23 protein-coding genes and 1 pseudogene are annotated in these 25,101 nt (G+C 60.6%); 12 read left to right on the plus strand and 12 right to left on the minus strand.

The genetic code is table 11. From position 1 onward, the window contains the following. Positions 1-111 precede the first annotated feature (111 nt). From CAF77_RS22085 to CAF77_RS22100, 4 genes are read right to left on the minus strand one after another with little or no spacing between them, the layout of a single operon-like run. Positions 112-1,476, minus strand: a complete 1,365-nt coding sequence (locus CAF77_RS22085) for a heavy metal sensor histidine kinase (protein ID WP_085655284.1) — start codon at positions 1,474-1,476, stop codon at positions 112-114. Beyond that, on the minus strand, positions 1,466-2,143 hold the full coding sequence (locus CAF77_RS22090; protein WP_011335857.1) for a heavy metal response regulator transcription factor: 678 nt from the start codon (positions 2,141-2,143) through the stop codon (positions 1,466-1,468). The genes CAF77_RS22085 and CAF77_RS22090 overlap by 11 nt, the downstream gene beginning before the upstream one ends. Before the next feature lie 8 nt (positions 2,144-2,151). Continuing rightward, positions 2,152-5,253 (minus strand): multidrug efflux RND transporter permease subunit, encoded by a 3,102-nt coding sequence (locus CAF77_RS22095; RefSeq protein WP_085655285.1) that lies wholly within the window; start codon positions 5,251-5,253, stop codon positions 2,152-2,154. Beyond that, positions 5,250-6,410: an efflux RND transporter periplasmic adaptor subunit gene (locus CAF77_RS22100; RefSeq protein WP_085655286.1), complete on the minus strand. Its 1,161-nt coding sequence runs from the start codon at positions 6,408-6,410 to the stop codon at positions 5,250-5,252. Before CAF77_RS22100 ends, CAF77_RS22095 begins: the two co-directional genes overlap by 4 nt. A gap of 746 nt (positions 6,411-7,156) precedes the next feature. Here CAF77_RS22100 and CAF77_RS22105 point away from each other — a divergent pair. The 3 genes and pseudogenes from CAF77_RS22105 (at position 7,157) to CAF77_RS22110 (ending at position 9,148) form a co-directional block, all read left to right on the plus strand. After that, complete coding sequence (locus CAF77_RS22105; RefSeq protein ID WP_085655287.1) at positions 7,157-7,384, plus strand: hypothetical protein; 228 nt, start codon at positions 7,157-7,159, stop codon at positions 7,382-7,384. Between the two features lie 147 nt (positions 7,385-7,531). Next, a pseudogene (locus CAF77_RS29790) lies at positions 7,532-7,813 on the plus strand (PAS domain-containing protein); the annotation flags it as partial. A gap of 243 nt (positions 7,814-8,056) precedes the next feature. Next, positions 8,057-9,148 carry a methyl-accepting chemotaxis protein gene (locus CAF77_RS22110; RefSeq protein WP_371915544.1) on the plus strand — a complete coding sequence of 364 codons (1,092 nt, stop codon included), beginning with the start codon at positions 8,057-8,059 and terminating at the stop codon, positions 9,146-9,148. Here the strand turns inward: CAF77_RS22110 and CAF77_RS22115 are convergent. The 5 genes from CAF77_RS22115 to norR form a co-directional block, all read right to left on the minus strand. Next, positions 9,118-9,867: a YkgJ family cysteine cluster protein gene (locus CAF77_RS22115; RefSeq protein WP_064383948.1), complete on the minus strand. Its 750-nt coding sequence runs from the start codon at positions 9,865-9,867 to the stop codon at positions 9,118-9,120. The two genes, CAF77_RS22110 and CAF77_RS22115, sit on opposite strands and share 31 nt — an antisense overlap. A gap of 87 nt (positions 9,868-9,954) precedes the next feature. Continuing rightward, positions 9,955-10,278, minus strand: a complete 324-nt coding sequence (locus CAF77_RS22120) for a hypothetical protein (protein ID WP_064383947.1) — start codon at positions 10,276-10,278, stop codon at positions 9,955-9,957. Positions 10,279-10,447: 169 nt separating this feature from the next. Continuing rightward, positions 10,448-10,906, minus strand: a complete 459-nt coding sequence (locus tag CAF77_RS22125; protein ID WP_085655324.1) for a GNAT family N-acetyltransferase — start codon at positions 10,904-10,906, stop codon at positions 10,448-10,450. A 27-nt stretch (positions 10,907-10,933) separates the two neighbouring features. Beyond that, positions 10,934-11,836, minus strand: coding sequence for a chemotaxis protein CheV (locus CAF77_RS22130; protein ID WP_007956731.1), 903 nt, complete (start codon positions 11,834-11,836; stop codon positions 10,934-10,936). Positions 11,837-11,960: 124 nt separating this feature from the next. Next, positions 11,961-13,514, minus strand: a complete 1,554-nt coding sequence (gene norR, locus CAF77_RS22135; RefSeq protein WP_085655289.1) for a nitric oxide reductase transcriptional regulator NorR — start codon at positions 13,512-13,514, stop codon at positions 11,961-11,963. Between the two features lie 163 nt (positions 13,515-13,677). On the opposite strand from norR, the gene hmpA reads away from it, so the two are divergent. The 9 genes from hmpA (at position 13,678) to CAF77_RS22185 (ending at position 22,574) form a co-directional block, all read left to right on the plus strand. Beyond that, positions 13,678-14,859: an NO-inducible flavohemoprotein gene (gene hmpA / locus CAF77_RS22140; protein WP_064383944.1), complete on the plus strand. Its 1,182-nt coding sequence runs from the start codon at positions 13,678-13,680 to the stop codon at positions 14,857-14,859. A 234-nt stretch (positions 14,860-15,093) separates the two neighbouring features. Continuing rightward, entirely contained in the window at positions 15,094-15,654 is a 561-nt protein-coding gene (locus tag CAF77_RS22145; protein WP_011335845.1) for an ester cyclase, read from the plus strand. 25 nt (positions 15,655-15,679) lie between these two features. Next, positions 15,680-16,189 (plus strand): disulfide bond formation protein B, encoded by a 510-nt coding sequence (locus tag CAF77_RS22150; protein ID WP_064383942.1) that lies wholly within the window; start codon positions 15,680-15,682, stop codon positions 16,187-16,189. Between the two features lie 824 nt (positions 16,190-17,013). Beyond that, positions 17,014-17,955 carry a ubiquinol oxidase subunit II gene (cyoA, locus tag CAF77_RS22160; protein ID WP_011335843.1) on the plus strand — a complete coding sequence of 314 codons (942 nt, stop codon included), beginning with the start codon at positions 17,014-17,016 and terminating at the stop codon, positions 17,953-17,955. Positions 17,956-17,958: 3 nt separating this feature from the next. Continuing rightward, a complete protein-coding gene (gene cyoB / locus CAF77_RS22165) occupies positions 17,959-19,989 on the plus strand; it encodes a cytochrome o ubiquinol oxidase subunit I (protein WP_064383941.1) in 2,031 nt (676 codons plus the stop codon). Positions 19,990-19,992: 3 nt separating this feature from the next. After that, positions 19,993-20,619, plus strand: coding sequence for a cytochrome o ubiquinol oxidase subunit III (locus CAF77_RS22170; protein WP_007956720.1), 627 nt, complete (start codon positions 19,993-19,995; stop codon positions 20,617-20,619). Continuing rightward, positions 20,619-20,954 (plus strand): cytochrome o ubiquinol oxidase subunit IV, encoded by a 336-nt coding sequence (gene cyoD, locus CAF77_RS22175; protein ID WP_007956718.1) that lies wholly within the window; start codon positions 20,619-20,621, stop codon positions 20,952-20,954. The genes CAF77_RS22170 and cyoD overlap by 1 nt, the downstream gene beginning before the upstream one ends. Before the next feature lie 10 nt (positions 20,955-20,964). Then, entirely contained in the window at positions 20,965-21,852 is an 888-nt protein-coding gene (cyoE, locus tag CAF77_RS22180; RefSeq protein ID WP_007956716.1) for a heme o synthase, read from the plus strand. A gap of 230 nt (positions 21,853-22,082) precedes the next feature. Next, on the plus strand, positions 22,083-22,574 hold the full coding sequence (locus CAF77_RS22185) for a RidA family protein (protein WP_007956714.1): 492 nt from the start codon (positions 22,083-22,085) through the stop codon (positions 22,572-22,574). Positions 22,575-22,641: 67 nt separating this feature from the next. Here the strand turns inward: CAF77_RS22185 and CAF77_RS22190 are convergent, their stop codons facing one another. The 3 genes from CAF77_RS22190 to CAF77_RS22200 form a co-directional block, all read right to left on the minus strand. Continuing rightward, on the minus strand, positions 22,642-23,346 hold the full coding sequence (locus CAF77_RS22190) for a hypothetical protein (protein ID WP_064383940.1): 705 nt from the start codon (positions 23,344-23,346) through the stop codon (positions 22,642-22,644). Between the two features lie 173 nt (positions 23,347-23,519). Beyond that, positions 23,520-24,044, minus strand: a complete 525-nt coding sequence (locus tag CAF77_RS22195; protein WP_064383939.1) for a DUF6622 family protein — start codon at positions 24,042-24,044, stop codon at positions 23,520-23,522. A gap of 74 nt (positions 24,045-24,118) precedes the next feature. Continuing rightward, positions 24,119-25,024 (minus strand): LysR family transcriptional regulator, encoded by a 906-nt coding sequence (locus CAF77_RS22200; RefSeq protein WP_007956710.1) that lies wholly within the window; start codon positions 25,022-25,024, stop codon positions 24,119-24,121. Positions 25,025-25,101 lie beyond the last annotated feature (77 nt).

Consider the following 25,101-nt stretch of genomic DNA (forward strand, 5'->3'; position numbering starts at 1 on the left):
TTCTTGCTTGGCAAGTGCTGTTTGGTGCGGGCAAAGATAAGGTTGCCGGGCGTTGGGAAACAGCGTGATTTTCATAAATGACTGTTGCGCGAATGGCAATGATCCCTGACCTCAGACCGGAAGGTGGATCCCGAAGGTGTTCATCCCGCGATCACTGCGCACAAACACATCGCCGCCGTGCATTAACGCGATCGCCTTGACGATCGCCAGCCCCAACCCGTGATTGTTGCCACTGTTGCTGCGCGACGCATCGACCCGGTAGAAACGCTCGAACAAGCGCGGTAAATGCTCGCTGGCAATCGGCGAACCGGGGTTGGCTACGCCGATGCTGACCTGATGGTCCTCGACCGCGATCTGGACTTCGATCACCTGACCGGGCGCGGTGTGTTGTACCGCGTTGCTCAGCAGATTGATCAAGGCCCGGCGCAGATGGGCGATCTCGATCTGTACCCGCGCGTCGCCGCTTACCCGCACCTGGACCTGCGCATCTTCGAGAATGAAGTCGAGGTATTCGAGGGTGGTCGCCACTTCATCGGCCAGCGACGTTGAGGTCAGTTTGGTGGCTTTACTGCCCTGATCGGCGCTGGCCAGAAACAGCATGTCGTTGATGATCGAGCGCAGGCGTTCCAGCTCTTCGAGGTTGGATTGCAGCACTTCGAAATAATGCTCGGCAGAGCGCCCGCGCGTCAGGGCAACCTGGGTCTGGCCGATCAGGTTGGTCAGTGGCGAGCGCAGCTCATGGGCGACGTCGGCGTTGAAGGATTCGAGCCGCGAATAAGCCTGTTCAACCCGCTCCAGCGTCGAGTTGAACGAATCGACAAATTGCTCGAGTTCCGGCGGCAACGGCGACAGTCGCAGACGCCCGGCCCGCAGCGGCGGGGCGAGGCGTTGGGCTTCGTGGGACAGTTTGATCAGCGGCTTGAGGCCGATCCGCGCCACCCAGTAACCCAATGCCGACGCCAGCAGCACACCGATCACCGCCAGGCTGACCAGCGCGATCAGCAACTGATGCTGGGTCTGATGAAAGGTCTCGGTGTCGATGCCGATCATGAAGCGCAGGGGCGGGCGCTGATCCTTGGCCGGTAGTTCGGTGAGCAGCACTTTCAGCGGATAGGGATGATCGGGCAGTTGCAGGTCGCGCATGCCCAAGGGGCCTTGGGCGAATGAGCGGATCAAGGCATCCGGCTCGCCGAACTCGTAGCCCGGATTGCCGCTGACCACCCAGAAACGGATGCGCTTGTCCTCTTCGCCGAGCAGCTTGAGCTTGGCGTTGATCTTCACCCAATGCTCAGGAGTGCCATAGCGGTTGAGCGCGGATTCGAGCACGCTGTAACGTGCATCCAGTTCCGCTTCCGGCAGCAGGCCGAGGCCTTTGTCCACTTGTTGATACAGCGCGCCGCCGATCAACAGGAACACCAGCAGCGCCACCAGCGTGAACATCCCGCTCAGGCGCAGGGCGATGGAATTACTGGACACCACGGCTCTCCAGCACATATCCCATGCCACGTATGGTGTGCAGCAGTTTCTCGTCGAACGGCCCGTCGAGCTTGGCCCGCAGGCGTTTGATCGCGACTTCGACCACGTTGGCGTCGCTGTCGAAATTGATGTCCCAGACCATTTCCGCAATCGCGGTTTTCGAGAGGATTTCGCCCTGACGCCGGGCCAGCACGCTGAGCAGCGAAAACTCCTTCGCGGTCAGATCCAGCCGGGTGCCGGCGCGGGTCGCCTTGCGGCTGATCAGATCGATCCACAGATCGGCGATGCTCACTTGCACCGGTTCGTGGCCGCCACTGCGCCGGGTCAGCGCTTGCAGGCGCGCCACCAGTTCGAGGAAGGAGAACGGTTTGCCGAGGTAATCGTCGGCGCCGTCGCGCAGGCCGCGGATCCGGTCTTCGACCCGTTCGCGGGCGGTGAGCATGATCACCGGTGTCTGCTTGCGCGCACGCAACGCGCGCAGCACGCCGAAGCCGTCGAGGCCCGGCAGCATCACGTCGAGAACGATCACCGCGTAGTCGCTTTCCAGCGCCAGATGCAGGCCCTCGACGCCGTCGCGGGCCCGATCCACGGTGTAACCCTGTTCCGTCAGGCCGCGGTGCAGGTAGTCCGCGGTTTTCTCTTCGTCTTCGATAATCAGAACGCGCATGACCCGCCTCAGTCTGTCGTTGCCAGCGCCGCGACGGGCGCAGGTTTGGGCTTGTGGAACAGCCGCTCAAGCCACAAGTATATGACCGGCGTGGTGAACAGCGTCAGCATCTGGCTGACCAGCAGCCCACCCACCACTGCGATTCCCAGCGGCTGGCGCAGTTCGGCGCCGGTGCCGTAACCGAGCATCAGCGGCAGGGCGCCAAGCAGCGCGGCGAGGGTGGTCATGATGATCGGCCGGAACCGCGTGATACATGCCTCGAAAATCGCATCCTGCGGCGACAAGCCGCGATGACGCTGCGCTTCCAGGGCGAAGTCGATCATCAGGATGCCGTTCTTCTTCACGATACCGATCAGCAGCACCAACCCGATCAACGCCATGATCGAAAAGTCCTGCCCGCAGATCCACAGCATGATCACCGCGCCGAGACCCGCCGCCGGCAAGGTCGAGATGATCGTCAGCGGATGGACGAAGCTCTCGTAGAGCACGCCAAGGATGATGTACACCGCCACCAGTGCCGCGAGAATCAGCCATGGCTGACTTTTCAACGAACTCTGGAACGCCTGGGCCGCACCCTGGAAGTTGCCGCTGATCGCGGTCGGCATGCCGATCTCGGCCTTGGCCTGATTGAGCAGGATGACCGCGTCGCCCAGTGCCACGCCGGGCGCCAGGTTGAACGACAGATTGGCGGCCGGGAACATGCCGTCGTGGGCGATGGACAGCGGGCCGATGGTCGGTGCGTCGAATCGGGCCAGCGCCGACAGCGGCACCATTTCTCCGCTCAGCGGCGAGCGCAGGTAGAAATAGTTGAGGCTTTCGGCCTTGCCGCGCTGTCTGGTGTCCAGTTCCAGGATCACGTTGTACTGGTTGACCTGGGTCTGGAACTCGTTGATCTGCCGCTGGCCGAAGGCGTCGTACAGCGCCTCGTCGACATCACTCGCCGTCAGGCCGAAACGCGCGGCGGCGCTGCGGTCGATGCTGATGTGAGTGATGCTGCCGCCCAGTTGCAGGTCGTTGGAAATGTCACGGAACGCCGGGATGCTACGTAGCTTTTCGGTGAGTTTCTGGGTCCAGGTGGCGAGGGTCGGCCCGTCGTTGCTCTTGAGCACGTATTGATACTGCGCACGGCTTGGGCCGGAGCTGAGGTTGATGTCCTGGCCGGCGCGCAGGTAAAGCACGATGCCGGGGACTTTCATCAGTTGCGGACGGATGCGGTCGATGAACTGGCTGGCCGAAACATCGCGGTCACCGCGTTTTTTCAGGGCGATCCAGAAGCGGCCGTTGGCGATGGTCTGGTTGCTGCCGGACACTCCGACCGAGTGGGAAAACGCCTGCACGGCTGGGTCGGCGGCGACGATTTCGGCCATTGCCAGGTGTTTTTTCACCATGTCGCTGTAGGAAATATCGGCAGCGGCTTCGGTGGTGCCGAGGACGAAGCCGGTGTCCTGCACCGGGAAGAAACCCTTGGGGATAAACACGTAGCCGCCAATCGCCAGCGCCACGGAAATGCCGAACACGCCGATCATCAATTTCTGGTGAGCGAGGGCGCGGCGCAGGCCTTTTTCGTACCAGCCGAGCAGGCGTTCACTGAAGCCCGGTTTGTCATGGGCGTGATGCACCGGTTTGCGCATGAACAGCGCTGCCAGCGTTGGCGCCAACGTCAACGACACCACCACGGAAATCATGATGGTCGAGGTGGCCGTCAGGGCGAATTCCTTGAACAGGCGCCCGACCACACCGCCCATGAACAGCAGCGGAATGAACGCCGCCACCAGCGAGAAACTGATCGACACTACGGTGAAACCGATCTCGCCGGCGCCCTTGATCGCGGCGTCGCGCATGCTGTCGCCGGCCTCCAGATGGCGGTGAATGTTTTCCACCACCACGATGGCGTCGTCGACCACGAAACCTACCGCCACCACGATGGCCACCAGCGTCAGGTTGTTCAGACTGAAGCCGAGTAAATACATCAGCGCGAAACTGGCGGTCAGCGACACACCGAGCACCGCCGACACAATCATCGTCGCCGACAACTGGCGCAGAAACAGCGCCATCACCGCCACCACCAGCAGGATCGCGATCAGCAGCGTGATTTCCACTTCATGCAGCGAGGCGCGGATGGTCTGGGTGCGATCGATCAGGGTTTTGACCTGCACCGAGGCCGGCAGCATGGCTTCGAGGCCGGGCAGGGCGGCCTGAATCCGGTCCACGGTTTCGACGATGTTGGCGCCGGGCTGGCGCGAGATCACCAGGTTCACGCCCGGTCGATCGCCGGCCCAGGCTTGCACGTAGGCATCTTCCGAACCGTTGACGACTTTCGCGACATCCCTCAGGTGAACCGGGGCGCCGTCCTTGTAGGAAACGATGAGCTGGCTGTATTCCTCGGGGTGGAACAACTGGTCGTTGGTCGACAGCGTGGAAATGCTTGAGTCGCCGTACAACGCACCCTTGGCGAGGTTGAGGCTGGTCTGCTGGATCGCCACACGAATATCGGCGAGGGTCAGGCCGATGGCCGCCAGTTTGTCGGCCGAGGCCTGTACGCGAATTGCCGGACGTTGCTGACCGGTGATGTTGATCTGGCCTACACCGTCGATCTGACTGATCTGACGCGCGAGCAGGGTTTCCACCAGATCGCTGAGTTCAGTGCCGGGCATTTGCGTGGAGCTGACGCTGAGGATCAGCACCGGGCTGTCGGCCGGGTTGACCTTCTTCCAGGTCGGCAGGGTCGGCATGTCTTTCGGCAGTTTGCCGGCGGCGGTGTTGATCGCGGCCTGCACTTCCTGGGCGGCGGTGTCGATGCTCTTGTCGAGGGTGAATTGCAGGGTCAGCAACGTGGAGCCCAGCGCACTGCTGGAGGTCATCTGGGTCATGCCGGGAATGGCGCTGAATTGCACCTCCAGCGGCGTGGCCACGGAAGAAGCCATGGTGTCCGGGCTGGCGCCGGGTAACTGTGCTGAGACTTGAATCGTCGGAAATTCCGCTTCCGGCAGTGGGGCAATCGGCAGGCGCGGGAAGGCAATCACCCCGACCAGCACCAGCGCGATGGTCAGCAGAATCGTCGCCACCGGGTGATCGATGCACCAGGTCGAAACGCCTTTGTGCTGCTTCATGGCTTGGGCTCCGCTTGCACCACCTGCGGCGGTTCGCTCATGACCTGCACGGTCGAACCAGGCTTGAGCCGCGACTGGCCATCACTGACCAACACGTCGCCGGGTTTCACGCCCTTGATGATGTCCTGACCGCTGCCCTGATAAACCATCTGCACCTGCACCGCTTCAACCTTGTCGCCGTTGACCCGGTACACGAAGTGTTGATCGAGTCCGCGTTGTACGACAGTGGGCGGAACCACCAGCGCATCTTTATCCAGTGCCGTCTGAATCTTTACCGTCACCAGCAGGCCGGGCCAGAGTTTCTGGTTGGGGTTGTCGAACTCGGCCTTGGCGCGGATGGTGCCGGTGTTGGCGTTGATCTGGTTATCGATCAGGGTCAGGTGACCTTCGCCGAGCAGGTTGCCGGTTTCGCCGTCGGTGTCGGCGCCGATGTAGGCCTTGACCTGTGCGCGCTGCGGATCGCTGATCAGACCTTGCAGGGTCGGCAGCATTTGCTGGGGCAGGGAAAACTCGACGGCGATCGGGTCGATCTGGGTCACGGTGAACAGACCCTGGGTGTCGGTCATGCGCAGGAAGTTGCCTTCGTCGACCGTGCGAATCCCGACGCGGCCGGTGACCGGGGAACGAATCTGGGTGTAGGAAAGTTGTACCTGTGCCGCGTCAATCGCGGCCTGATTGCCTTGGGCGGTGGCCTTGAGCTGGTTGACCAGTGCCTGCTGCTGGTCGTAGGTCTGCTTCGATACACCGTCGTCGACGCTGAGCAGTTTGTAGCGCTTGAGGTTGACCAAAGCGACTTGCAGTTGCGCCTGGCTTTCGCCCAGTTGCGCCCGGGCCTGGTCGAGGCTGGCGCGGATCGAGCGGTCGTCGATGGTGGCGAGCAGGTCGCCCTGTTTGACCAACTGGCCCTCTTTGACCAGGAGTTTGGTGAGGATGCCGTCGATCTGTGGGCGCACCACGACGCTGTGCAGCGAGAGAACCGAGCCGATGCCGCTGGTGTAGCGGGGGACATCTTTTTCGCTGACGGCGACGACTCGCACCGGGATGGCAGTGGGGGCGGCGAGTTTGGCCGGGGCGGGTTTGTATGCGTACCACAGACCGGCGGCTGCGAGGGCGATCAGCAGGGTGGCGAGCAGGGCCTTTTTCTTCTGGATTTGCATGCTTGTGGGGCGCCAGGGGGACGGGGTTTGGGCAGGTTTTGTCTTTATAAACTTGTTTGGGGGTCAGGAGGGTGACGGCTAACTGACGGCGCTGTCAGTTTTCTTGTGTGTATATCCGTTGCTGCGGTAACGGCCGCTTATGGTTCCGCCCTTACGGCGGGTCACTTTGGCAAACGCCCCAAAGTAACCAAAGGGCTTGGCCCCTGCGTTCGGCGCCTCGCTGTGGCTCGGCGTTCCTTCGTTCCGGGATTCATCCGGGGGCATCGCCTACGGTTTGCTTCGCTGCACCTCCTCTCGATGCATGCGGCTGCGCCGCACGGTCGCTGCGCTCCCACCCCCGGATAAATCCCTCCACTCAGCCTTCCGATGGGGCCGGCACGTCAAGAGCTTTACTCGAGCTAACGCTCATCGTTTTGAGTGGTGAAAAGCGAAAGGTGGAAAGCAGAAAGCAGAAAGCATGAGCAGAAAACGGACTGCTTTTGTTTTGATCGTTCCCACGCTCCGCGTGGGAATGCCGCCCGGGACGCTCCGCGTTCCATTTTCGGATGTTTGGATATGTGTTGGGTGTACCGTTTGTTGCTGTAGTGCTTTTGGGTAGATCGGGAGGGGTGATCCGTTAGTCGACCTGTCCCAAAAAGGCACTGGTCGTATCCTTTTGGGGGCTCTTTAAACTCCGCTCACGCAGGTATACTGCGCGCTTTCGCGGCTCGTCCACCGGGCCGGACTTTTTGCTTCGCGGAGCTTTCATGACTTCCCCAATCGACAACGCTGTGAGCGATGTCCCGGCAGAGCTGGCCGAGGCCGGTGAATCCAAGCCGACCATTCCTGCCTTCAAGTTTCCGTTCAAACCAGGTGATCTGGCGGCTGCCAAAGCGGCGAAGCAGCCGCAGTTCAAGGGCAAGGACGGTGATCGTCATGCCAAGATTCCGGGTGTGGCACCTTCGGCTACTCGCCGTTCGATGGGCAAGCGCTGATTCAATCCCGCCTCGGCCGTTGCTGTGATTTTCGGTCACTGTGATGGCTAATTGCTCAGTTCCTGAGCCAGATCAACGTTTCACCAGTGAGTGCGCTTAGAGTCAGCAGCCCTGCCGACTCTTTCCAATAAAACGAGCGCGCTTTCCATGAAGATCAATCTCCCGGTGACCGGGCGCAATGTCGATGTTGCGCCGGATACGAACATTCTCTCGACCACCGATCTGACCAGCGCGATCACCTACGCCAACGACGACTTCATCAGGATCAGCGGTTACAGCCGCGACGAGCTGCTGGGTGCGCCGCACAATTTGCTGTGTCATCCGGACATGCCGGCGCAGGCGTTTGCCCATATGTGGCAGACGCTCAAGGGCGGTCGGTCGTGGATGGGGCTGGTGAAGAATCGTTGCAAGAACGGTGATCACTACTGGGTCAGTGCCTATGTCACGCCGGTCACGCAGAACGGTGCGGCGGTGGAGTATCAGTCGGTGCGCACGCGGCCGGATGCGCGGCAGATGGCGGCGGCGGAGCGGGCGTATGCGCAGTTGCGCGAGGGGCGGGTGGCGCGGTGGCAGCGGCTGCCAAGCTTGAGTTTGCGGGCGAAGATCATGGCGTTGACCAGTTCAGTGCTGGCGGTGGTACTGGGGATTGAAGCCTGGCTGCGGCCGGAGTCCATGGGCATCGAAGCGGCTGCGCTGGTGGTCGGCAGCGGCGCGTGTGCCTTGGGCGTGGGTTGGCTATTGCGGCCGCTGGAGCGTCTGACCGAGCGGGCGCGAGGGATTGCCGACAACCCGTTGAGTCAGGGTATTTATACCGGGCGGCAGGATCAGTTCGGGCAGATCGAGTTTGCGTTGCAGATGCTTGAGGCGCAGGTCGGTGCGGTGGTGGGGCGGATCGGTGATGCCTCGCAGCGGCTGGCCGGGCATGCGGCGCAATTGGTGGATCACCTGCACAGCAGTCACACCAGCACGCTGGCTCAGCAGGCGGAAACCGATCAGGTGGCGGCGGCGATTCATCAGATGGCGGCCAGTGTGGCCGAGGTCGCCAGTCATGCGCAGCAGGCGTCGGTGGCGGCGGATATGGCCGGGACGGAAACCCGTGAGGGGCATTTGCTGGTCGGCGAGAGTCGCAGTGCGGTGTTGCGGCTGGCCGAGGAGTTGGGGCGGGCGACCGAGGTGATTCATCAACTCGAAGGCCACAGCAGCGAAATTTCCGGGGTGCTGGAGGTAATTCGCAGCATCGCCGAGCAGACCAACCTGCTGGCGCTCAACGCGGCGATCGAAGCGGCCCGGGCCGGGGATGCCGGACGCGGGTTTGCGGTGGTGGCCGATGAGGTGCGCGGTCTGGCTCAGCGCACTCAACAATCGACCAACGAGATTCAACGGATGATCAGCACCCTGCAAAACGGCGCGCGGGATGCGGTGCTGGTGATGCAGCAGAGCAGCGAACATGTGGATAACAGCGTCGAACAGGCGCAGCGTGCGGCCCGGGCCCTGGACGGGATCAGCGGCCGGGTCGAGCAGATCACCGAGATGAGTCTGCAGATTGCGGCGGCGGTTGAAGAACAGAGCGCGGTGAGTGAGGACATCAACCGCAACATCGTCAGTATTCGCACGGCGTGCGAGCTGACGGTGGATGAGGGGCGCCAGAGCCAGCTCAACTCACAGGATGTGGCGGGGCTGGCGGGGGATTTGCGTTCGCTGGCGCGGGAATTCTGGGGGCGGCGGCAGGGCGCTCAGGCTGCTCGCAACGAGATGAACGCGTAGGTCTGCGGCGGTTCGGACACCACCTGTGCCCCGGCCGCCCGTACTTGCCCGGCGATGTCGTCGCCGGAGACATGGAACAGCCATTCACTGGAACCTTCGCTCAATGGCTGCGCCGTGACCTGATCGATCACCGAGGCAAACGCGCCCATGTCCGGCAGATACGCGGTAAACCCGTCGCCCTTGAGCGCGGTGGTGCGGATGCCGAGCAGGCCGCAGATCGCGTCCTTGGTCTGGATGTCATCCCGATCGGCCTGACGGGAGCGCTGGATCAGCGTCACCAGTTCCTGATCCACCAGCTCACCGCCGACGATCAACTGCGGCCCTTGCTCCCAGGACTCTGGCGGACAGTCCTTGGCGGCGGGGTTCAGCGCAATGTGCGGATTGATTTCGGCGGGATAGATGCGGCACACCAGCGGCCGGCGCTCGTAAATGCGGCACAGCTTGTCTTCGTCAAGATTCCGGCAGGGGCCAACGTTGTAGGCAGCGAAAGTGATCGCCACATGGGCGTCGGACATTCCGCTGCGTACTACCGCCGAACGCCGCTGAGCGTGTTCACGCTGCTGCTCCGGCAGGCCGAGGCCGTTGGCGAGAAACGCCTCCACCAGCACGATCACCTGACCGCCGTCAGCCGCCCACATGCGGGCTTCGGCCAGGGTCAGGGGCACATGGTGATCGGTGCAGCATTTGCCGCAGCCTACGCAGGAAAAGGTCGTATTCATTGAGCGGGCAATCTTCAATCAGGGTGTGAATCGGCGACATAAAGCCGCCGTACAGGCCCGGAGTGAAGCAAGTTGTGCGCCATTCGCTCAGGGTTTGGCGGTCGGGCGGATCGAGTCCCATTCGGTGACGAACGCGGTTTTCGACTTTTTGTTGTACAGGCACAACTCGGTGCCTTGCTGGCCCTTCATGTGTTTTTGCGGGTATTGGCCTTGCAGCAACAGCGCGGTGTAGCCGACGCGGTCATCGAATTGCGCGGCGTTGCCGACCGGTTTGGCGTTTTTCAGGCCGCTGGCCTTGGTGCAACTGGCGAGCACGGTTTTGTCGTAGGCCGCCCAGGCGTCGGGGCTGGAGGCGTGTGCCAGAGGAGCAAGTGCGGTGAGGCAGAGCAGGCTTAAGGTAACGGTTTTCATGGTCGGGCATCCTTGGGGTTAGGCCAGGGTTGGAGTATGCCTGAGGAGGAAAAGTTGTCTTGAGGCCGCCATCGCGGGCAAGCCCGCTCCCACAGGGATTGATGGCGAATACAGATTTTGCAAACACCCGGAAACCTGTGGGAGCTGGCTTGCCAGCGATGGCGGTCTGTCAGTCCGGCACCAGTTCCCGGCGAACCACGTACATTCCAGACCTTTCGTACAAGCGTTGCGCTCGCTGGTTGCTCTCCAGCACCTTCAGGTCGACAAACCCTTCGCGCCGATCCTGAAACGCCTTGAACGCATGAAGCAGCAACGCCCGACCCAATCCACGACCCTGAGCGCGAGGATGCACCACCAGATTCTTGATGTAGGCACTGGTCCAGCATTGCGCCACGCCGATGACGCCTTCGGCATCGCTGGCGATGAAACACAGTGCAGGATCGTATTCCGGGTCGTTTTCAAACTGCTGTTGCCAGACGTCCGGCGCTGGCACCCGACCACCGCCTTCGCGGTAGCCGAACTGCATCAGCTCATGCACGGCGGCTGCACGTTCGGCGCTGTAGGTGGCGATTTCGATGCCGTTCGGCCATTCGATGGCCGGCACGTCCTGGCTCAGGTCGCGCCGCATCAGGAAGCAGAACGTCTCGCCCAAGACTCAGTGGCCCTGAGCGGCGACGAATTTGGCCGCTTCGATCAGGCAGTGGGTCAGCTCCGGCGAGGAGAACTTGGTCAGCACACCGTTGGCGCCGGCGAGGCGGGCCTTTTCGCTGTTCATCGCGCTGTCGAGTGAGGTGTGCAGCAGCACGTAGAGGTGGGCGAAGTCCGGGGTTTCGCGCAGGGTGCGGGTGAAGGCGTAGCCGTCCATCTCGGACATTTCGATGTCGGAGACGATCAGGTTGATCTGCTGCGCCGTGCCTTGCAGGTCCAGCAGGCAGTCGATGGCTTCCTTGGCGCTGCGCGCAGTGTGGCATTGCAGGCCGAGGTTGCGCAGGGTGTGCACCGATTGCTGCAGCGCGACCTGGCTGTCGTCCACCACCAGAATCCGCGCGTTGCCCAGCACTTCGGCGTCTTCCATGCTCAGCTCGGTCGGGGCCATTTCGATCTGCGCCGGGGCGATGCCGTGGATGACTTTTTCGATGTCCAGCACCTGCACCAGCGTGCCGTCCACCGAGGTCACGCCAGTGATGTAGGCGCGCGAACCGCCGGAACCGAACGGCGGCGGTTTGATGTCAGTGGTCAGGCAATGCACGATCTTGCTCACCGCCTGCACATGCAGACCCTGTTTCGAACGGCTGACGTCGGTGACGATCAGGCAGCCGCCGTTCGGATCTTCCAGCGGCCGCTCGCCGATGGCGCGGCTCAGGTCGATCACCGACAGCGAAGCACCGCGCAAAGTGGCGATGCCTTTGACGTGCGGGTGCGACTCCGGCAGCTTGGTCAGCGGCGGACAGGGGATGATTTCACTGACCTTCAGCAGGTTGATCGCCATCAGCTTGCCGCTGCGCAAGGTAAACAGCAGAAGCGAAAGTGAATCTGCGCGGGCTTTGTTGGAAGACATAAAAACCTTCTGTGGAAAAAGGTGAGCAGCGATCGCACGGATCGCCAGCAGGTATCGATGCCGGGTTATCGACTTGTAACCGGCAGGCTTTAGGGATTCCGGCGCCAATCCGACGGCGGGACTTTTATTTCATCCCCAACCGCTTCGCCATCCGCCCCAGATTCGCCCGGTCCAGCCCCAGTTCACGGGCGGCACTGGCCCAGTTGTCCTGATTGCGCTCAAGCGCTGCACTGATCAACTGCCGCTGATACTGCTCGGTGGCGCTGCGCAGGTCGCCGCTGATCAATGGCAGAGCGGCAGTCGCTTCGGACGGCGTCGGCGAGTTATCCACAACCTCGCGCGGCAGATCGAGGTCCATCGCGCTCAAACTGAGAATCTTCGGTCGCACCTTGCAGTTGCCCAGCGCCTTCAGCGCGCTGCGTCCGATCAAGTGCTCCAGTTCCCGCACGTTGCCCGGCCAGGTGTAGGCCAGCAGCGCTTCCTGGGCGTCGCTGCTCAGGCGCAGACTATTGAGGCCCATGCGCGAGCGGTTCTGTTCCAGGAAGTAACCGCTCAGCAACAGCACATCGCGACCCCGGTCACGCAGCGCCGGCACCCGCAACGGGTAAACGCTGAGGCGATGGTAAAAGTCGGCGCGGTAGCGGCCGCTGCGCACTTCTTCGGCCAGATCACGGTTGGTCGCAGCGATCAGGCGCACGTCGACCTGATGCTCCTTGTCCGAACCCAGGCGCTGCAACTGACCACTCTGCAACACCCGCAACAGCTTGGCCTGGACGGTCAGCGACAACTCGCCGACTTCATCGAGAAACAGCGTGCCGCCATTGGCCAGTTCGAACTTGCCGCGCCGGTCGCTGGTGGCACCGGTGAAGGCGCCGCGCACGTGGCCGAACAGTTCACTTTCGACGAGCGTGTCCGGCAGCGCTGCGCAGTTGAGGCTGATGATCGGTTTGTCGGCACGCTTGGAGGCGGCGTGGATCGCCTGGGCCACCAGCTCCTTGCCGACTCCGGTTTCGCCGGTGATCAGCACCGTCAGGTCGCTGCCGCCGACCAGGTTGATCTCTTCCACCAGCCGTTTGTGGGCCTTGCTCTGGCCGATCATTTCGCGGTTCTGCTGGCCGCTGGCCTGGCGATAGACCTCGGCACGCTGGTGTTCGTCTTCGGCGCGGGTCGCCAGACGTTCGATGCGTTCGGCGGCGTTGACCGTGGCCGAAGCGAGGCTGGCGAAGGCTTGCAGGGCGTCGAGTTCGATCGGTTCGAAGCGCTCCGGATCGAGGGCGTCGAGGGTGATCAGCCCCCACAGCTTTTCATCGACGAACAACGGACAGCCGAGGCAATCGTGAACTTCAAGATGATCGTCGAGGCCGTCGACCAGTCCGTCGTACGGATCGGGCAGATCGCTGTCGGCAGCGAAACGGGTCGGCCCTTCGCCGGCCAGCAGCACTTCAAAGCGCGGGTGTTCGCTGACCTTGAACCGGCGGCCGAGGGTGTCGGTACTCAATCCGTCCACCGCCAGCGGCACCAGCCACTCGCCGTCGAGGCGCAACAATGCGGCGGCATCGCAGGGCAACAGGGCACGCATGGCTTCGAGCAGGCGTCGGTAGCGCTCGCCTTCGGGCAGTTCGCGGGACAGGTCGGAGACCAGTGGGAGCAGGGCGGTGAGCAATGATTTGGCGGACATAGGCCTGTAGTCAAAGAGACACGTTGTAGTCCAAGCGACTATAGAGGTGCTTGTGTCGATCTGACTACATTATTTTCAAGCTATTGATTTATATGAACAAAATAGTTGGCACGAATACTGGAATAGCTAAGGCACTTTTAGAGAAAGCTCAGGAGTCACCCTTATGCTTAGCGTTCAGGATCGTGCCATCATCAAATCCACCGTGCCTCTGCTGGAAAGCGGCGGCGAAGCGCTGATCACCCATTTCTACCGCATGATGCTCTCCGAGTACCCGGAAGTCCGCCCGCTGTTCAACCAGGCCCACCAGGCCAGCGGTGACCAGCCTCGCGCCCTGGCCAACGGCGTGTTGATGTATGCGCGACACATCGATCAACTCGACCAGTTGGGCGATCTGGTGGCGAAAATCATCAACAAGCACGTGGCGTTGCAGATCCTGCCGGAGCACTACCCGATCGTCGGAACCTGCCTGCTGCGCGCCATCTCCGAAGTGCTCGGCGAAGAAATCGCCACCCCGGAGGTGATGAGCGCCTGGGGCGCAGCCTACGGTCAGCTGGCCGAGATTCTCATCGGTGCCGAAACCGCCATCTATGACCAGAAAGAACAGGCCGTCGGCGGCTGGCGCGGGGCGCGGGAGTTCATCGTCGCGGCCAGGGTCGAGGAGAGCGCGGAAATCACTTCGTTCTACTTCGAGCCGGCGGACAAGGGCCCGATCTTGGCGGCCGAACCAGGCCAGTACATCGGCATGAAGCTGATCCTCGACGGCGAAGAGATCCGTCGCAACTATTCGCTGTCGGCCCTGGCCAATAAAGGCCAGTACCGCATCAGCGTCAAACGCGAACCGGGCGGCCGTGCCTCCAATTACCTGCACGATCAGCTTCATGTCGGTGCCAGCATCCAGCTGTTCCCGCCATCGGGCGAGTTCACCCTGACCGCCAGCGACAAACCTCTGGTACTGATCAGCGGCGGCGTCGGCATCACTCCGACGCTGGCGATGCTGGAAGCGGCGCTGGAAACCGAGCGTCCGGTGCATTTCATTCACTGCGCGCGCAATGGCAGCGTGCATGCGTTCCGTGACTGGATCGATGGTCTGGCCGCGCGTCATCCGCAGCTCAAGCGCTTCTATTGCTACGCCGAAGATGACGGCGTGAGCCCGGCGGCGGACAAGGTCGGGTTGTTGAGCGAGGAGCAACTGGGCGAGTGGCTGCCGGCGGAGCGTGATGTGGACGCTTACTTCCTCGGGCCGAAAGGTTTCATGGGGGCGATCAAGCGTCACCTGAAGGCGCTGGGCGTGCCTGAGAAGCAGAGCCGGTATGAGTTCTTCGGGCCGGCTGCTGCTCTGGAGTAATCCAGGACCGAGTCGCCTCTATCGCGGGCAAGCCCGCTCCCACAGGTTCGGCGTCGTTCACAGAATGTGTATACGACACCGAACCTGTGGGAGCGGGCTTGCCCGCGATTGGCCGTTACGCGGACTTGATTCTTAAATTCTGTTTAAAGGTTAATCGTTTCTTAACCGGTTTATCGTTTATTCCCCGATGCTGATGATAGGCGCTCGTTCGTTTACATGATCAGGATCGCCCCCATGTCGCACTTCGCCTCTTCCCGTCGTTTCAGCCTGGCCACGTTGGGCCTGTCGGTTGCCTTGCTGTCCAGTCCGTTCGCGTTCGCCGAATCCGCCTTGATCGAACCCCAGACCCTGATCGTCGATCAGAGCCTGCCCAAGGCCCAGCGCGATGCGATGGAGCTGGCGGCGCGGCGTTACGGCAGTTTCTGGAACACGGGCGAAGAGGCGTTGGCCACCGCCGCCCTGTCGCCGCAGTTCGTCGACAAGACCCCGCCGGAAGGCCGGGTGCAGGGGCCAACCGGGCCGCTGCTGGCGTCGAAGTTCTTTCGCACGGCGGTGCCGGACTTGAGTTGCGAGATCGAGCAAATGATCGTCGCCGGGGATCGCGTGGTGGTGCATCTGCACTTTCGCGGGCATTTCACCGGCACGTTCAAGGCTCTCAAAGGGCAGGGCCAGCGTGTAGACTTCCGGGCAACCGATATCTATCAGATCGACAACGGTCGCATCGCGGCCAATTGGCATATCGAAGACAACATCAGCCTGATGGCGCAACTGCAAGCGCAGCCGCCGGCCAGCTGAACCATGGACATGAAAGGGAAACGCGATGAGCGAGGAAACGATTCGATTGGGACGTGAGCGGCGCTATCTGGTGTTGCTGGGCATCATCTGCCTGGCGCTGATCGGCGGTGCGCTGTACATGCAGATCGTGCTGGGCGAGGCGCCGTGCCCGCTGTGCATCCTGCAGCGTTATGCGTTGCTGCTGATCGCGTTGTTCGCGTTCATCGGCGCGGCCATGCGCACCCGACGCAGCATCACCGTGTTCGAGGTGCTGGTGGTGATTTGTGCCATCGCCGGGGCCGGTGTCGCCGGGCATCACGTGTACACCCAGTTCTATCCGGCGGTGAGCTGCGGCATCGATGTGTTGCAGCCGATCGTCGATGACCTGCCGCTGGCGAAGATCTTCCCGCTGGGCTTCCAGGTCGACGGTTTCTGCTCGACGCCGTACCCGCCGATTCTCGGCCTGTCGCTCGCTCAATGGGCGCTGTTGGCCTTCGTGCTGGTGGTGATCCTGGTGCCGCTGCTGACCTCGCGTAACCGAAAAGCATTGCGCTGAATCAACTTTTCGGCGCCTGCGCCGATAATACAAGCGCCTCGATTTGCGGTGACGCAAATCGGGGCGTTTGGCATTTCAGGGTCTGTGTGAAAACACCGTGACGAACGGCAAGGAAGGGTGCGACAGGTGTGCGACATGTTGTCACACGCGCCGTGTCGCAGCGCGTTTCACCGGCTCGGATTGGAGTGCTGTTACAAAAAAGGATTGGTCTGTTCCGGCGTTTTTCGTTCTTTGCACGGGGGTGCCGGATCAGGCAGTTTTAACAGACTCTGACAGATGGCCAAAAGCCTTGGGATATCGGGCTTTGCGCGAATCGCGCGGTGGGAAAAAGCCCACGGAGCTGTCTGAACTGATGCGGATAGACGTACACTTTTTGGTGTTTTTGTTGAGAATCGATTTCGATAACATGGGTCACTTTTGCAAAAACGTTGATGGATTGTTGCTCTGAGCGATAAAAATTATTTCGGGATAAGACATGGTGTATAGGGCGCTACCTATCTACAATCGCCCGCACTGAATTCCCGGCACTGTTCAGCCTTTATTAAGGAGGCGAGCAGGAAGTCGGGTGTCGGGCAGCCGAGAGGCTTGCGAGACACCCAGGTGTCGGTGCCTTCCAACTTTCCGCACCAAATGGAATTGGTCTGTAACAAGGCCTTTGACCACGAATTCGAATAAGAACTGACCGCTGTCCCAGGTTTTGTCGAGCGTCTGACGCGCGACGGGCAGCCCTTATTCAATCCAAAGAAAATGCCAACCCTTGGCAGGGTGAAGTGTTGGCGATCAAAACCCAACTGCATTGCGCAAGCTGCTTTAGAGGTCGTGAGATGAGTAAAAACAGGTACCCCAGATTACTAGGCCTAGTGCCGCTGCTCGGCACGTTGTTGCTGGGAGGCTGCAACATGACCTTGCTCAATCCAACGGGCCAGGTCGGCCTGGAACAGCGCAACCTGATCATCACCGCCACGCTGCTGATGCTGTTGGTCGTTGTGCCGGTCATCGTCATGACCTTCCTGTTCGCCTGGAAGTACCGCGCCTCGAACAAGAACGCCGTCTACACCCCGAAATGGTCGCACTCGACCAAGATCGAAGTGGCAGTCTGGACCATCCCGGTCCTGATCATCATTGCCCTGGGTTACATCACCTACAAGTCGACCCACTCGCTGGATCCGTATCGTCCGATCGAATCCGACGTCAAGCCAGTGACCATCGAAGTGGTCGCGCTGGACTGGAAGTGGCTGTTCATCTACCCGGAACAAGGCATTGCCACGGTCAACAAGATCGTGTTCCCGGCGCATACCCCGGTTAACTTCCGGATCACTTCGGACGCGGTGATGAACTCGTTCTTCATCCCGGGCCTGGGCGGCCAGATCTATGCGATGGCGGGCATGACCACCAAGCTGCACCTGATCGCTGACCGCAACGCTGAAATGGACGGTATCTCCGCCAACTACAGCGGCGCTGGTTTCACCGGTATGAAATTCAAAGCGATCGCAACTTCTCAGGAAGATTTCGACGCCTGGGTAAGTGAAGTCAAAAAGGCACCTAAACAGCTTGAAGCCGCTGAATACGCAGCCCTTGCCAAGCCAAGCCAGAACAATCCAGTCGAGCTCTACTCCTCTGTCACGCCGAACCTGTTCCAGACCATCGTCGACAAGTACGAAGGCATGAAACCGGGCAAGCCGCTGAAGCACGAGAAGAAAGAGAAAGAAGTGGCGGCAACGGATATGGACTCGAATTCGCATTCAGCTGCCGGGGCAGAGGAGTAAACGATGTTTGGTAAATTAAGTTGGGAAGCGATCCCTTTCCACGAGCCGATCGTGATGGTCACCATCTCGATGATCGCGCTCGGTGGTCTGGCGTTGTTCGCTGCAATCACCTACTTCAAGAAGTGGACTTACCTGTGGACCGAGTGGCTGACGTCGGTCGACCACAAGAAAATCGGCGTGATGTACATCATCGTCGCCATGGTCATGCTGCTGCGCGGTTTTGCCGACGCCATCATGATGCGTACCCAGCTGGCCATGGCCACCGAGGGTTCGCCTGGCTACCTGCCACCTGAACACTATGACCAGATCTTCACCGCTCACGGTGTGATCATGATCATCTTCATGGCGATGCCATTCTTCACCGGCCTGATGAACCTTGCAGTGCCGCTGCAGATCGGCGCACGTGACGTTGCGTTCCCGTTCCTGAACTCCCTGAGCTTCTGGCTGCTGGTGTCCGGCGTCGTGCTGATCAACCTGTCCCTGGGCGTCGGCGAATTCGCCAAGACCGGCTGGGTTGCCTATCCACCGCTGTCGGGTCTGCAATACAGCCCTGGCGTGGGGATGGACTACTACATCTGGGCGCTACAGCTATCGGGTCTGGGTACAACGCTAACCGGGGTCAACTTCCTCGCGACCGTGCTGAAAATGCGTACCCCTGGCATGAAACTGATGGACATGCCGATCTTCACCTGGACCTGCACCTGGGCAAACGTTCTGATCGTGGCTTCGTTCCCGATCCTGACCGCTACCCTGGCACTGCTGACCCTTGACCGTTACATGGATTTCCACATTTTCACCAATGAACTTGGTGGCAATCCGATGATGTACGTCAACCTGTTCTGGGCATGGGGCCACCCTGAGGTTTACATCCTGATCCTGCCGGCGTTCGGCATTTTCTCGGAAGTCATCTCGGCCTTCACCGGCAAGAAACTGTTCGGCCATCACTCGATGATCTACGCCTCGGGCGCGATCTCGGTACTGGGCTTCATGGTTTGGCTGCACCACTTCTTCACCATGGGTTCGGGTGCCAGCGTCAACGCCTTCTTCGGTCTGGCGACGATGCTGATTTCCATCCCGACGGGTGTGAAACTGTTCAACTGGCTGTTCACCATCTACCAGGGCCGTCTGCGCTTCACCAGCCAGGTTCTGTGGACCCTGGGCTTCATGGTGACCTTCGCCATCGGCGGCATGACCGGCGTACTGCTGGCCATCCCGGGTGCTGACTTCGTTCTGCACAACAGCCTGTTCGTGATCGCGCACTTCCACAACGTGATCATCGGCGGCGCGGTATTCGGCTACATCGCAGGCTTCGGCTTCTACTTCCCGAAAGCGTTCGGCTTCAAGCTGCACGAAGGCTGGGGTAAAGCAGCGTTCTGGTTCTGGATCTCGGGCTTCTTCGTCGCGTTCATGCCGCTCTACGCTCTGGGCTTCATGGGCATGACCCGTCGTCTGAACGCCACCACCAACCCTGAGTGGGTACCGTACCTGTACGTTGCCATGTTCGGTGCGGTGATGATCGCTGTCGGTATCGCCTGCCAGCTGATCCAGCTGTACGTGTCGGTGCGTGACCGCAAGAAACCGGAAAACATGTGCGAACACGGTGACCCGTGGAATGCCCATACCCTGGAATGGTCGACCTCGTCGCCACCTCCGTTCTACAACTTCGCTGTACTGCCAAAAGCAGACTGCATCGATCCGTTCACCGAGGCCAAGGAAAACGGTACCGCGTACAAGGCTCCGGCCAAGTACGAACCGATCCACATGCCGAACAACACCGCCACTGGCGTGGTGATGGGCGCACTGCTGACCGTGTTCGGTTTCGCGATGATCTGGCACATCTGGTGGTTGGCGATCGCCAGCCTGGCCGGCACTGTCATCTACTTCGTGATCCACGCAGCACGTGACGATCAGGGCTACATGGTGCCGGTCGACGTGATCGAGCGCATCGAAGCCGAGCAGCACAAGCGTCTGGTAGCGGCCGGGAAGATCCCTGCTTCCGCAACCCGTGTTGAAACCAAGTTGGAACAGGCTTAAACAATGTCGAACTTAGTGACCAATGCTGGACACGCCCATGGTCATGACCATGGGCACGATGACCATCACCACGACTCGGGCGAGATGACCGTATACGGTTTCTGGCTCTACCTGATGACCGACTGCATTCTGTTTGCGTCGATCTTCGCGGTGTACGCGGTACTGGTAAACAACGTCGCCGGTGGCCCGTCGGGCCACGACATCTTCGAACTGCCATACGTGCTGGGCGAAACCGCTCTGCTGTTGTTCAGTTCGATCACCTACGGCTTCGCCATGCTGGCGTTGTACAAGGGTAAAAAGCAGCAGGTTCTGGGCTGGTTGTTCATGACCTTCCTGCTCGGCGCAGGCTTCATCGCCATGGAGATCAACGAGTTCCACCTGCTGATCTCCGAGGGCTTCGGTCCTAGCCGTTCGGGCTTCCTGTCGGCGTTCTTCACGCTGGTCGGTACCCACGGTCTGCACGTGTCCGCCGGTCTGATCTGGATGGGCATCATGATGTACCAGGTCAACAAGCACGGCCTGACGGCGACCAACAAGACCCGTCTGAGCTGCTTGAGCCTGTTCTGGCACTTCCTGGACGTGGTGTGGATCTGCGTATTCACCGTTGTTTACCTGATGGGGACCCTGTAATGGCTAATGCACACTCCCATGACAGCCATGATGCTGGCCACGGCAGCGTAAAGTCGTACGCCATTGGCTTCATCCTGTCGGTAATCCTGACCGTCATCCCGTTCGGCCTGGTGATGTTCCCGACCCTGCCGAAGTCGACGACGCTGGCAATCGTCCTGCTGTTCGCCGTGATCCAGGTGATCGTTCACCTGTATTACTTCCTGCACCTGGACCGTTCCATCGCTCAACGTAACAACGTGATTGCGTTCGTCTTTACGGCCATCGTGATCGTGCTGCTGGTCGGTCTGTCGCTGTGGATCATGTTCAGCATCCACACCTACATGATGGCGAAGTGAGGTAAACCCGATGTCGCTCAAGCACTTTATCCAAATCACCAAACCGGGGATCATTTTCGGTAACGTGCTTTCTGTGGCAGGCGGGTTCTTCCTGGCCTCGAAAGGGCATGTCGATCTGGCCGTGTTTCTGGCAGCCATGATCGGCACTTCCCTGGTTGTGGCCTCCGGTTGCGTGTTCAACAACTGCATCGACCGCGACATCGACCTGAAGATGGAACGCACCAAGAACCGGGTGCTGGTCCAGGGCTTGATCTCCCTGAAACTGGCCCTGGTCTATGCGACCGTCCTGGGTGTCGCCGGCGTTGCGTTGCTGTACAAGGTGGCCAACCCGTTGGCCGCATTGTTCGCCGTGATCGGCTTCATCATCTACGTCGGCTTCTACAGCCTGTACCTCAAGCGCAAGTCGGTTCACGGCACGCTGGTGGGCAGTCTGTCGGGCGCCATGCCGCCGGTGATCGGTTACGTGGCCGTGACCAACAGCTTCGACATGGCCGCGCTGACCCTGCTGGTGATGTTCAGCCTGTGGCAGATGCCGCATTCCTACGCCATCGCGATCTTCCGCTTCAACGATTACCTGGCCGCATCGATTCCGGTGCTGCCAGTGAAGCGCGGAATCCAGGTGGCCAAGAAGCACATCCTGATCTACATCCTGGCCTTCCTCGTGGCGACCTTGATGCTGACCTTCAGCGGTTACGCCGGCATGAGCTACCTCGCCGTCGCCGCGGCCATGGGCATGTACTGGCTGTACATGGCCTGGACCGGCTACAAGGCGGTGGATGACACGGTCTGGGCACGCAAGCTGTTCGTGTTCTCGATCTTCACCATCACCGCGTTGAGCGTCATGATGTCCCTGGACTTCAAGGTGCCGACCGAGCTGCTGCTGACGTACGCGCCGTAAGGTTCGAACGTTGTACGAGAAACCCCGCTCATCGAGAGATGAGCGGGGTTTTTTGTTGCTCGGATGATGGAGAAACGACGCCCTTTGTCGCGAACGGACTCTCTCCCAAAAGGGTGGGGTAATCAGCCATTCCCCCGAAACGACTAGCTAGAAATCGACAGGTTGCGGTCGATAGGCAAAAGCCCTAGATTCGGATCCAACTACATGCATCGATCAAGAGGCTGGGCGAAATGACTGAGAGGATGACCTGCGACGAGCGCTTCATTGCCCTGGCAAAAGAGCTGAATTACGACATCAATGGCGAGAACACGGTGGGTGGCAATTACGCGCCGTTGATCCGTCATCACGATGAGATTTACATCAGTGGCATGGTGCCGCGCACCGAGGGCAAGATTCAGTATCCGGGGCGGGTGGGGCAGGAGTTGACGCTCAAGGATGCGCAGGCTGCGGCGAGCATCAGCGCGATGCGCTGTCTGGCCTTTATCGTCGATGCAGTCGGTTCGCTGGACAAGGTCAGGTCGTTGTTGCGGGTCACGGTGTACGTGAAGTCCACCCCGGATTTCGTCGACCTCAGCGAAGTCGCCAACGGCGCCTCGGACGTATTCAGTTATGTGTTGGGCGATGTCGGGCGCCATACCCGCACCACCGTCGGCGTCTATCAGTTGCCGAAAAACGCAGCCATCGAAGTCGATATGATTGCCGCCGTGCACCCGTCGGCATAACGCCGATCAGGGACAACAAAAAGCCCCGCCTGAATGTCAGAGCGGGGCTTTTTCGTCAGCGCCGGTATTACTGGGCGGCGATGCTGTAACCGTCGAACGCGGTCTGCTGTTGCAGCGCGGTGATGATGTTCTTGCGGTTGATCGCGTGCTCGGTGCCGGCGTTGTCGACGAAGGTTTCGCCTTCGATTTCCGCCTCTTCGCCTTCACCGACGAAGGTGAAGCCGAGGAACTCCAGCGCCTCGCGATCTACGCTCAGGCGCGAACGCGGTGTGCGCAGCGGCAGGGTCACGCTGATGCCGTCCTTGCTGATGCTGAACACCTCGACGTCTTTCTTGGCGCGTGCGGCCTTGCTCTTGCCGCCGCTCGGGTTGCTGATCGCCTGATGGGTCTGGTTCAGCACCTTGAGGGCCAGGCCGTAGACGATTTCCTGGAACGCCGGATCGTCCTTGAAGCTGGACAGGATGCGGCTGATCGGGAATTTGCTGCTGAGGTCTTCGAGGGCGGCGATGTCGGCGGCTTCGGCGTCCTTCAGGCGCTTGAGTTCGCCCATCAGCTCATAGGCCTGGTCGTCATCGAAGCGGTCGTGGGCCTGACGGATCGCGGCGCGCAGTTCGCGGATCTGATCGCTCTCGCGGCTCGACTGGAACGCGTCCAGCACCATCTCGCTGATGATCTTCGCCTGTGGGATGTGTTGTGAAAGATTGATGGAGTTTTCGTATTCCGCTTTGGACGACAGAGTGACTACGGATTCAGCGGTGTTGAAATCGGACATTGAAATTTCACTACTTTTTTAACTTGAGATGAGACGAGAAAGCGCTGGGGGCTTTTTCAGGCCGACTAATTTAGGGGAGCGCGGCGGCGTTGTCACGGAGCAAGGGGCCGGTGGTGCCGATTATTTGTCCGGATGATTTGTGATGAGCAACCAGACACTGCGCGTGCCTTGTCTCAATCATTGGCGACAGCGTTCTCCGGTAGTCGCCGGGACGTCAGGCCACGCAGCGTCCAGTAGAGCTTTAGAGAACGGGTGCCGATCAGGCCGCACATGAAGCCCGCAATGCAGGCTTTGAGCAGCAGCATGTCCGGGGACGCGGAAAGCTCCGGATTCACGTCATGCTGGTAACCGAAGTAGTAGTTCGCGGAAAAGAACATCAGGTACATGATCAGGATTTTTACCGTGCCCGGCATGATCAGCCCTGTCGCGGAGTCGTCGAGCACCACGCCCCGCCGAGAGAAAACCAGCCAGGCCGAGAGGCCGCCCAGCAACAGCGCGCCGAGCCAGGTGCTGAAAAACAAGGCCGGGTTGATCGACAGGTTCAGTGAATACAACGACCACGCCAAAAACGCCGGGGGTGTTATCAGCATAGAGGCACGGCTTTCGCGTCGGGGAGAAAACGACTTGATGCCGAAATAAACCACCAGCAGAAAAATCAGGTAAACCCGTAGCGGAGTGTTTTGCAGAATCGTGAGCATTGCGCAGCATCCATGCTGGAAAGGAGAGCTGAATCATAGCCTCTGTCAAAATGATCGTCGGCTTTTCAATCCGATCAGGGTCTGCCCCACATCTGCATGGCGAATTCGACGAAGCGACGCAGTTTCGGCAGCCGATAGCGATCCGGCGCGTAAAGCAGATGCATCGGGCGGTTCGGCGGCTGGTAGTCAGGCATCACGACGACCAGTCTGCCGTCGCGCAGATCCTGTTCCACCAGCGCGTCCGGCAGCATCACGATGCCCATGCCGGTGCGCGCGGCCTGATGCAGGCCGGCGGAGCTGTTGATCAGCATCGGGCCTTTGACGTCGACCATGATTTCTCCGTCGGGGCCGCTAAGGCGCCACTGTTTTTCCACCGATTGCCAGTCATCGCCGGCGGGGTAGGCGAAGGACAGACAGTCGTGCTGACGCAGTTCCTCAGGCGTGAGCGGCATGCCGCGTCGGGCCACGTATTCCGGGGAGGCGCAGACGGTCAGGGTGTAGTCGATCAGCGGGCGGGCGATCAGGTTGGACTGGTCGAAATGGCCCAATCGGAAGGCCACGTCGAGACCGCTTTCCAGCAGATCCGGACGGCGGTTGGTCAGGATCACATCGAGTTTGACCTGCGGACATTGCAGGGAAAACTCACTGAGCGCCGGGGCCAGGCGTTCGACGCCAAAGGTCAGCGGCGCAGTAACCCGCAGAATGCCGCGCGGTTCATCCAGCGTCTGTTCAGCGAGGCGTTCGGAGTCGGCGACCAGGCCGAGCACTTCCAGACAGCGCTGGTAGTAAACGCTGCCGAACTCGGTCAGCCGCTGGCGGCGGGTGGTGCGTTGCAGCAATTGCACACCGAGCCGTTGCTCCAGCGCCCGCAGGTGATTGCCCACCATGGTCGTGGACATTTCGCACTGCAAGGCGGCCGCCGTCATGCTGCCGGACTCCACAACCTTGACGTACACGCTCATCGACTGGAACAGATCCATTATCAAACCAGGCTTTTAAATGATTGAAGTTTTGCCGAGTTTATCCAGTTCAGATGGATAACCATACTGCCAGCACC

The sequence above is a fragment of the Pseudomonas sp. R15(2017) genome (genome assembly GCF_002112685.1).
Classification (GTDB): domain Bacteria; phylum Pseudomonadota; class Gammaproteobacteria; order Pseudomonadales; family Pseudomonadaceae; genus Aquipseudomonas; species Aquipseudomonas glycinae.

Bases quoted from the DNA above. Each gene is read 5' to 3' on its own strand.
- CAF77_RS22130 (WP_007956731.1), bottom strand. From the start codon at position 11,836: ATGTCTTCCAACAAAGCCCGCGCAGATTCACTTTCGCTTCTGCTGTTT.
- CAF77_RS22110 (WP_371915544.1), top strand. From the start codon at position 8,057: ATGGGCATCGAAGCGGCTGCGCTGGTGGTCGGCAGCGGCGCGTGTGCC.
- cyoD (WP_007956718.1), top strand. From the start codon at position 20,619: ATGGCTAATGCACACTCCCATGACAGCCATGATGCTGGCCACGGCAGC.
- CAF77_RS22145 (WP_011335845.1), top strand. From the start codon at position 15,094: ATGTCGCACTTCGCCTCTTCCCGTCGTTTCAGCCTGGCCACGTTGGGC.
- hmpA (WP_064383944.1), top strand. From the start codon at position 13,678: ATGCTTAGCGTTCAGGATCGTGCCATCATCAAATCCACCGTGCCTCTG.
- CAF77_RS22190 (WP_064383940.1), bottom strand. From the start codon at position 23,346: ATGTCCGATTTCAACACCGCTGAATCCGTAGTCACTCTGTCGTCCAAA.
- CAF77_RS22090 (WP_011335857.1), bottom strand. From the start codon at position 2,143: ATGCGCGTTCTGATTATCGAAGACGAAGAGAAAACCGCGGACTACCTG.
- CAF77_RS22185 (WP_007956714.1), top strand. From the start codon at position 22,083: ATGACTGAGAGGATGACCTGCGACGAGCGCTTCATTGCCCTGGCAAAA.
- CAF77_RS22170 (WP_007956720.1), top strand. From the start codon at position 19,993: ATGTCGAACTTAGTGACCAATGCTGGACACGCCCATGGTCATGACCAT.
- CAF77_RS22150 (WP_064383942.1), top strand. From the start codon at position 15,680: ATGAGCGAGGAAACGATTCGATTGGGACGTGAGCGGCGCTATCTGGTG.
- CAF77_RS22115 (WP_064383948.1), bottom strand. From the start codon at position 9,867: ATGAATACGACCTTTTCCTGCGTAGGCTGCGGCAAATGCTGCACCGAT.
- norR (WP_085655289.1), bottom strand. From the start codon at position 13,514: ATGTCCGCCAAATCATTGCTCACCGCCCTGCTCCCACTGGTCTCCGAC.
- cyoA (WP_011335843.1), top strand. From the start codon at position 17,014: ATGAGTAAAAACAGGTACCCCAGATTACTAGGCCTAGTGCCGCTGCTC.
- CAF77_RS22105 (WP_085655287.1), top strand. From the start codon at position 7,157: ATGACTTCCCCAATCGACAACGCTGTGAGCGATGTCCCGGCAGAGCTG.
- CAF77_RS22125 (WP_085655324.1), bottom strand. From the start codon at position 10,906: ATGCGGCGCGACCTGAGCCAGGACGTGCCGGCCATCGAATGGCCGAAC.
- CAF77_RS22200 (WP_007956710.1), bottom strand. From the start codon at position 25,024: ATGGATCTGTTCCAGTCGATGAGCGTGTACGTCAAGGTTGTGGAGTCC.
- cyoE (WP_007956716.1), top strand. From the start codon at position 20,965: ATGTCGCTCAAGCACTTTATCCAAATCACCAAACCGGGGATCATTTTC.
- CAF77_RS22195 (WP_064383939.1), bottom strand. From the start codon at position 24,044: ATGCTCACGATTCTGCAAAACACTCCGCTACGGGTTTACCTGATTTTT.
- CAF77_RS22120 (WP_064383947.1), bottom strand. From the start codon at position 10,278: ATGAAAACCGTTACCTTAAGCCTGCTCTGCCTCACCGCACTTGCTCCT.
- cyoB (WP_064383941.1), top strand. From the start codon at position 17,959: ATGTTTGGTAAATTAAGTTGGGAAGCGATCCCTTTCCACGAGCCGATC.
- CAF77_RS22100 (WP_085655286.1), bottom strand. From the start codon at position 6,410: ATGCAAATCCAGAAGAAAAAGGCCCTGCTCGCCACCCTGCTGATCGCC.
- CAF77_RS22095 (WP_085655285.1), bottom strand. From the start codon at position 5,253: ATGAAGCAGCACAAAGGCGTTTCGACCTGGTGCATCGATCACCCGGTG.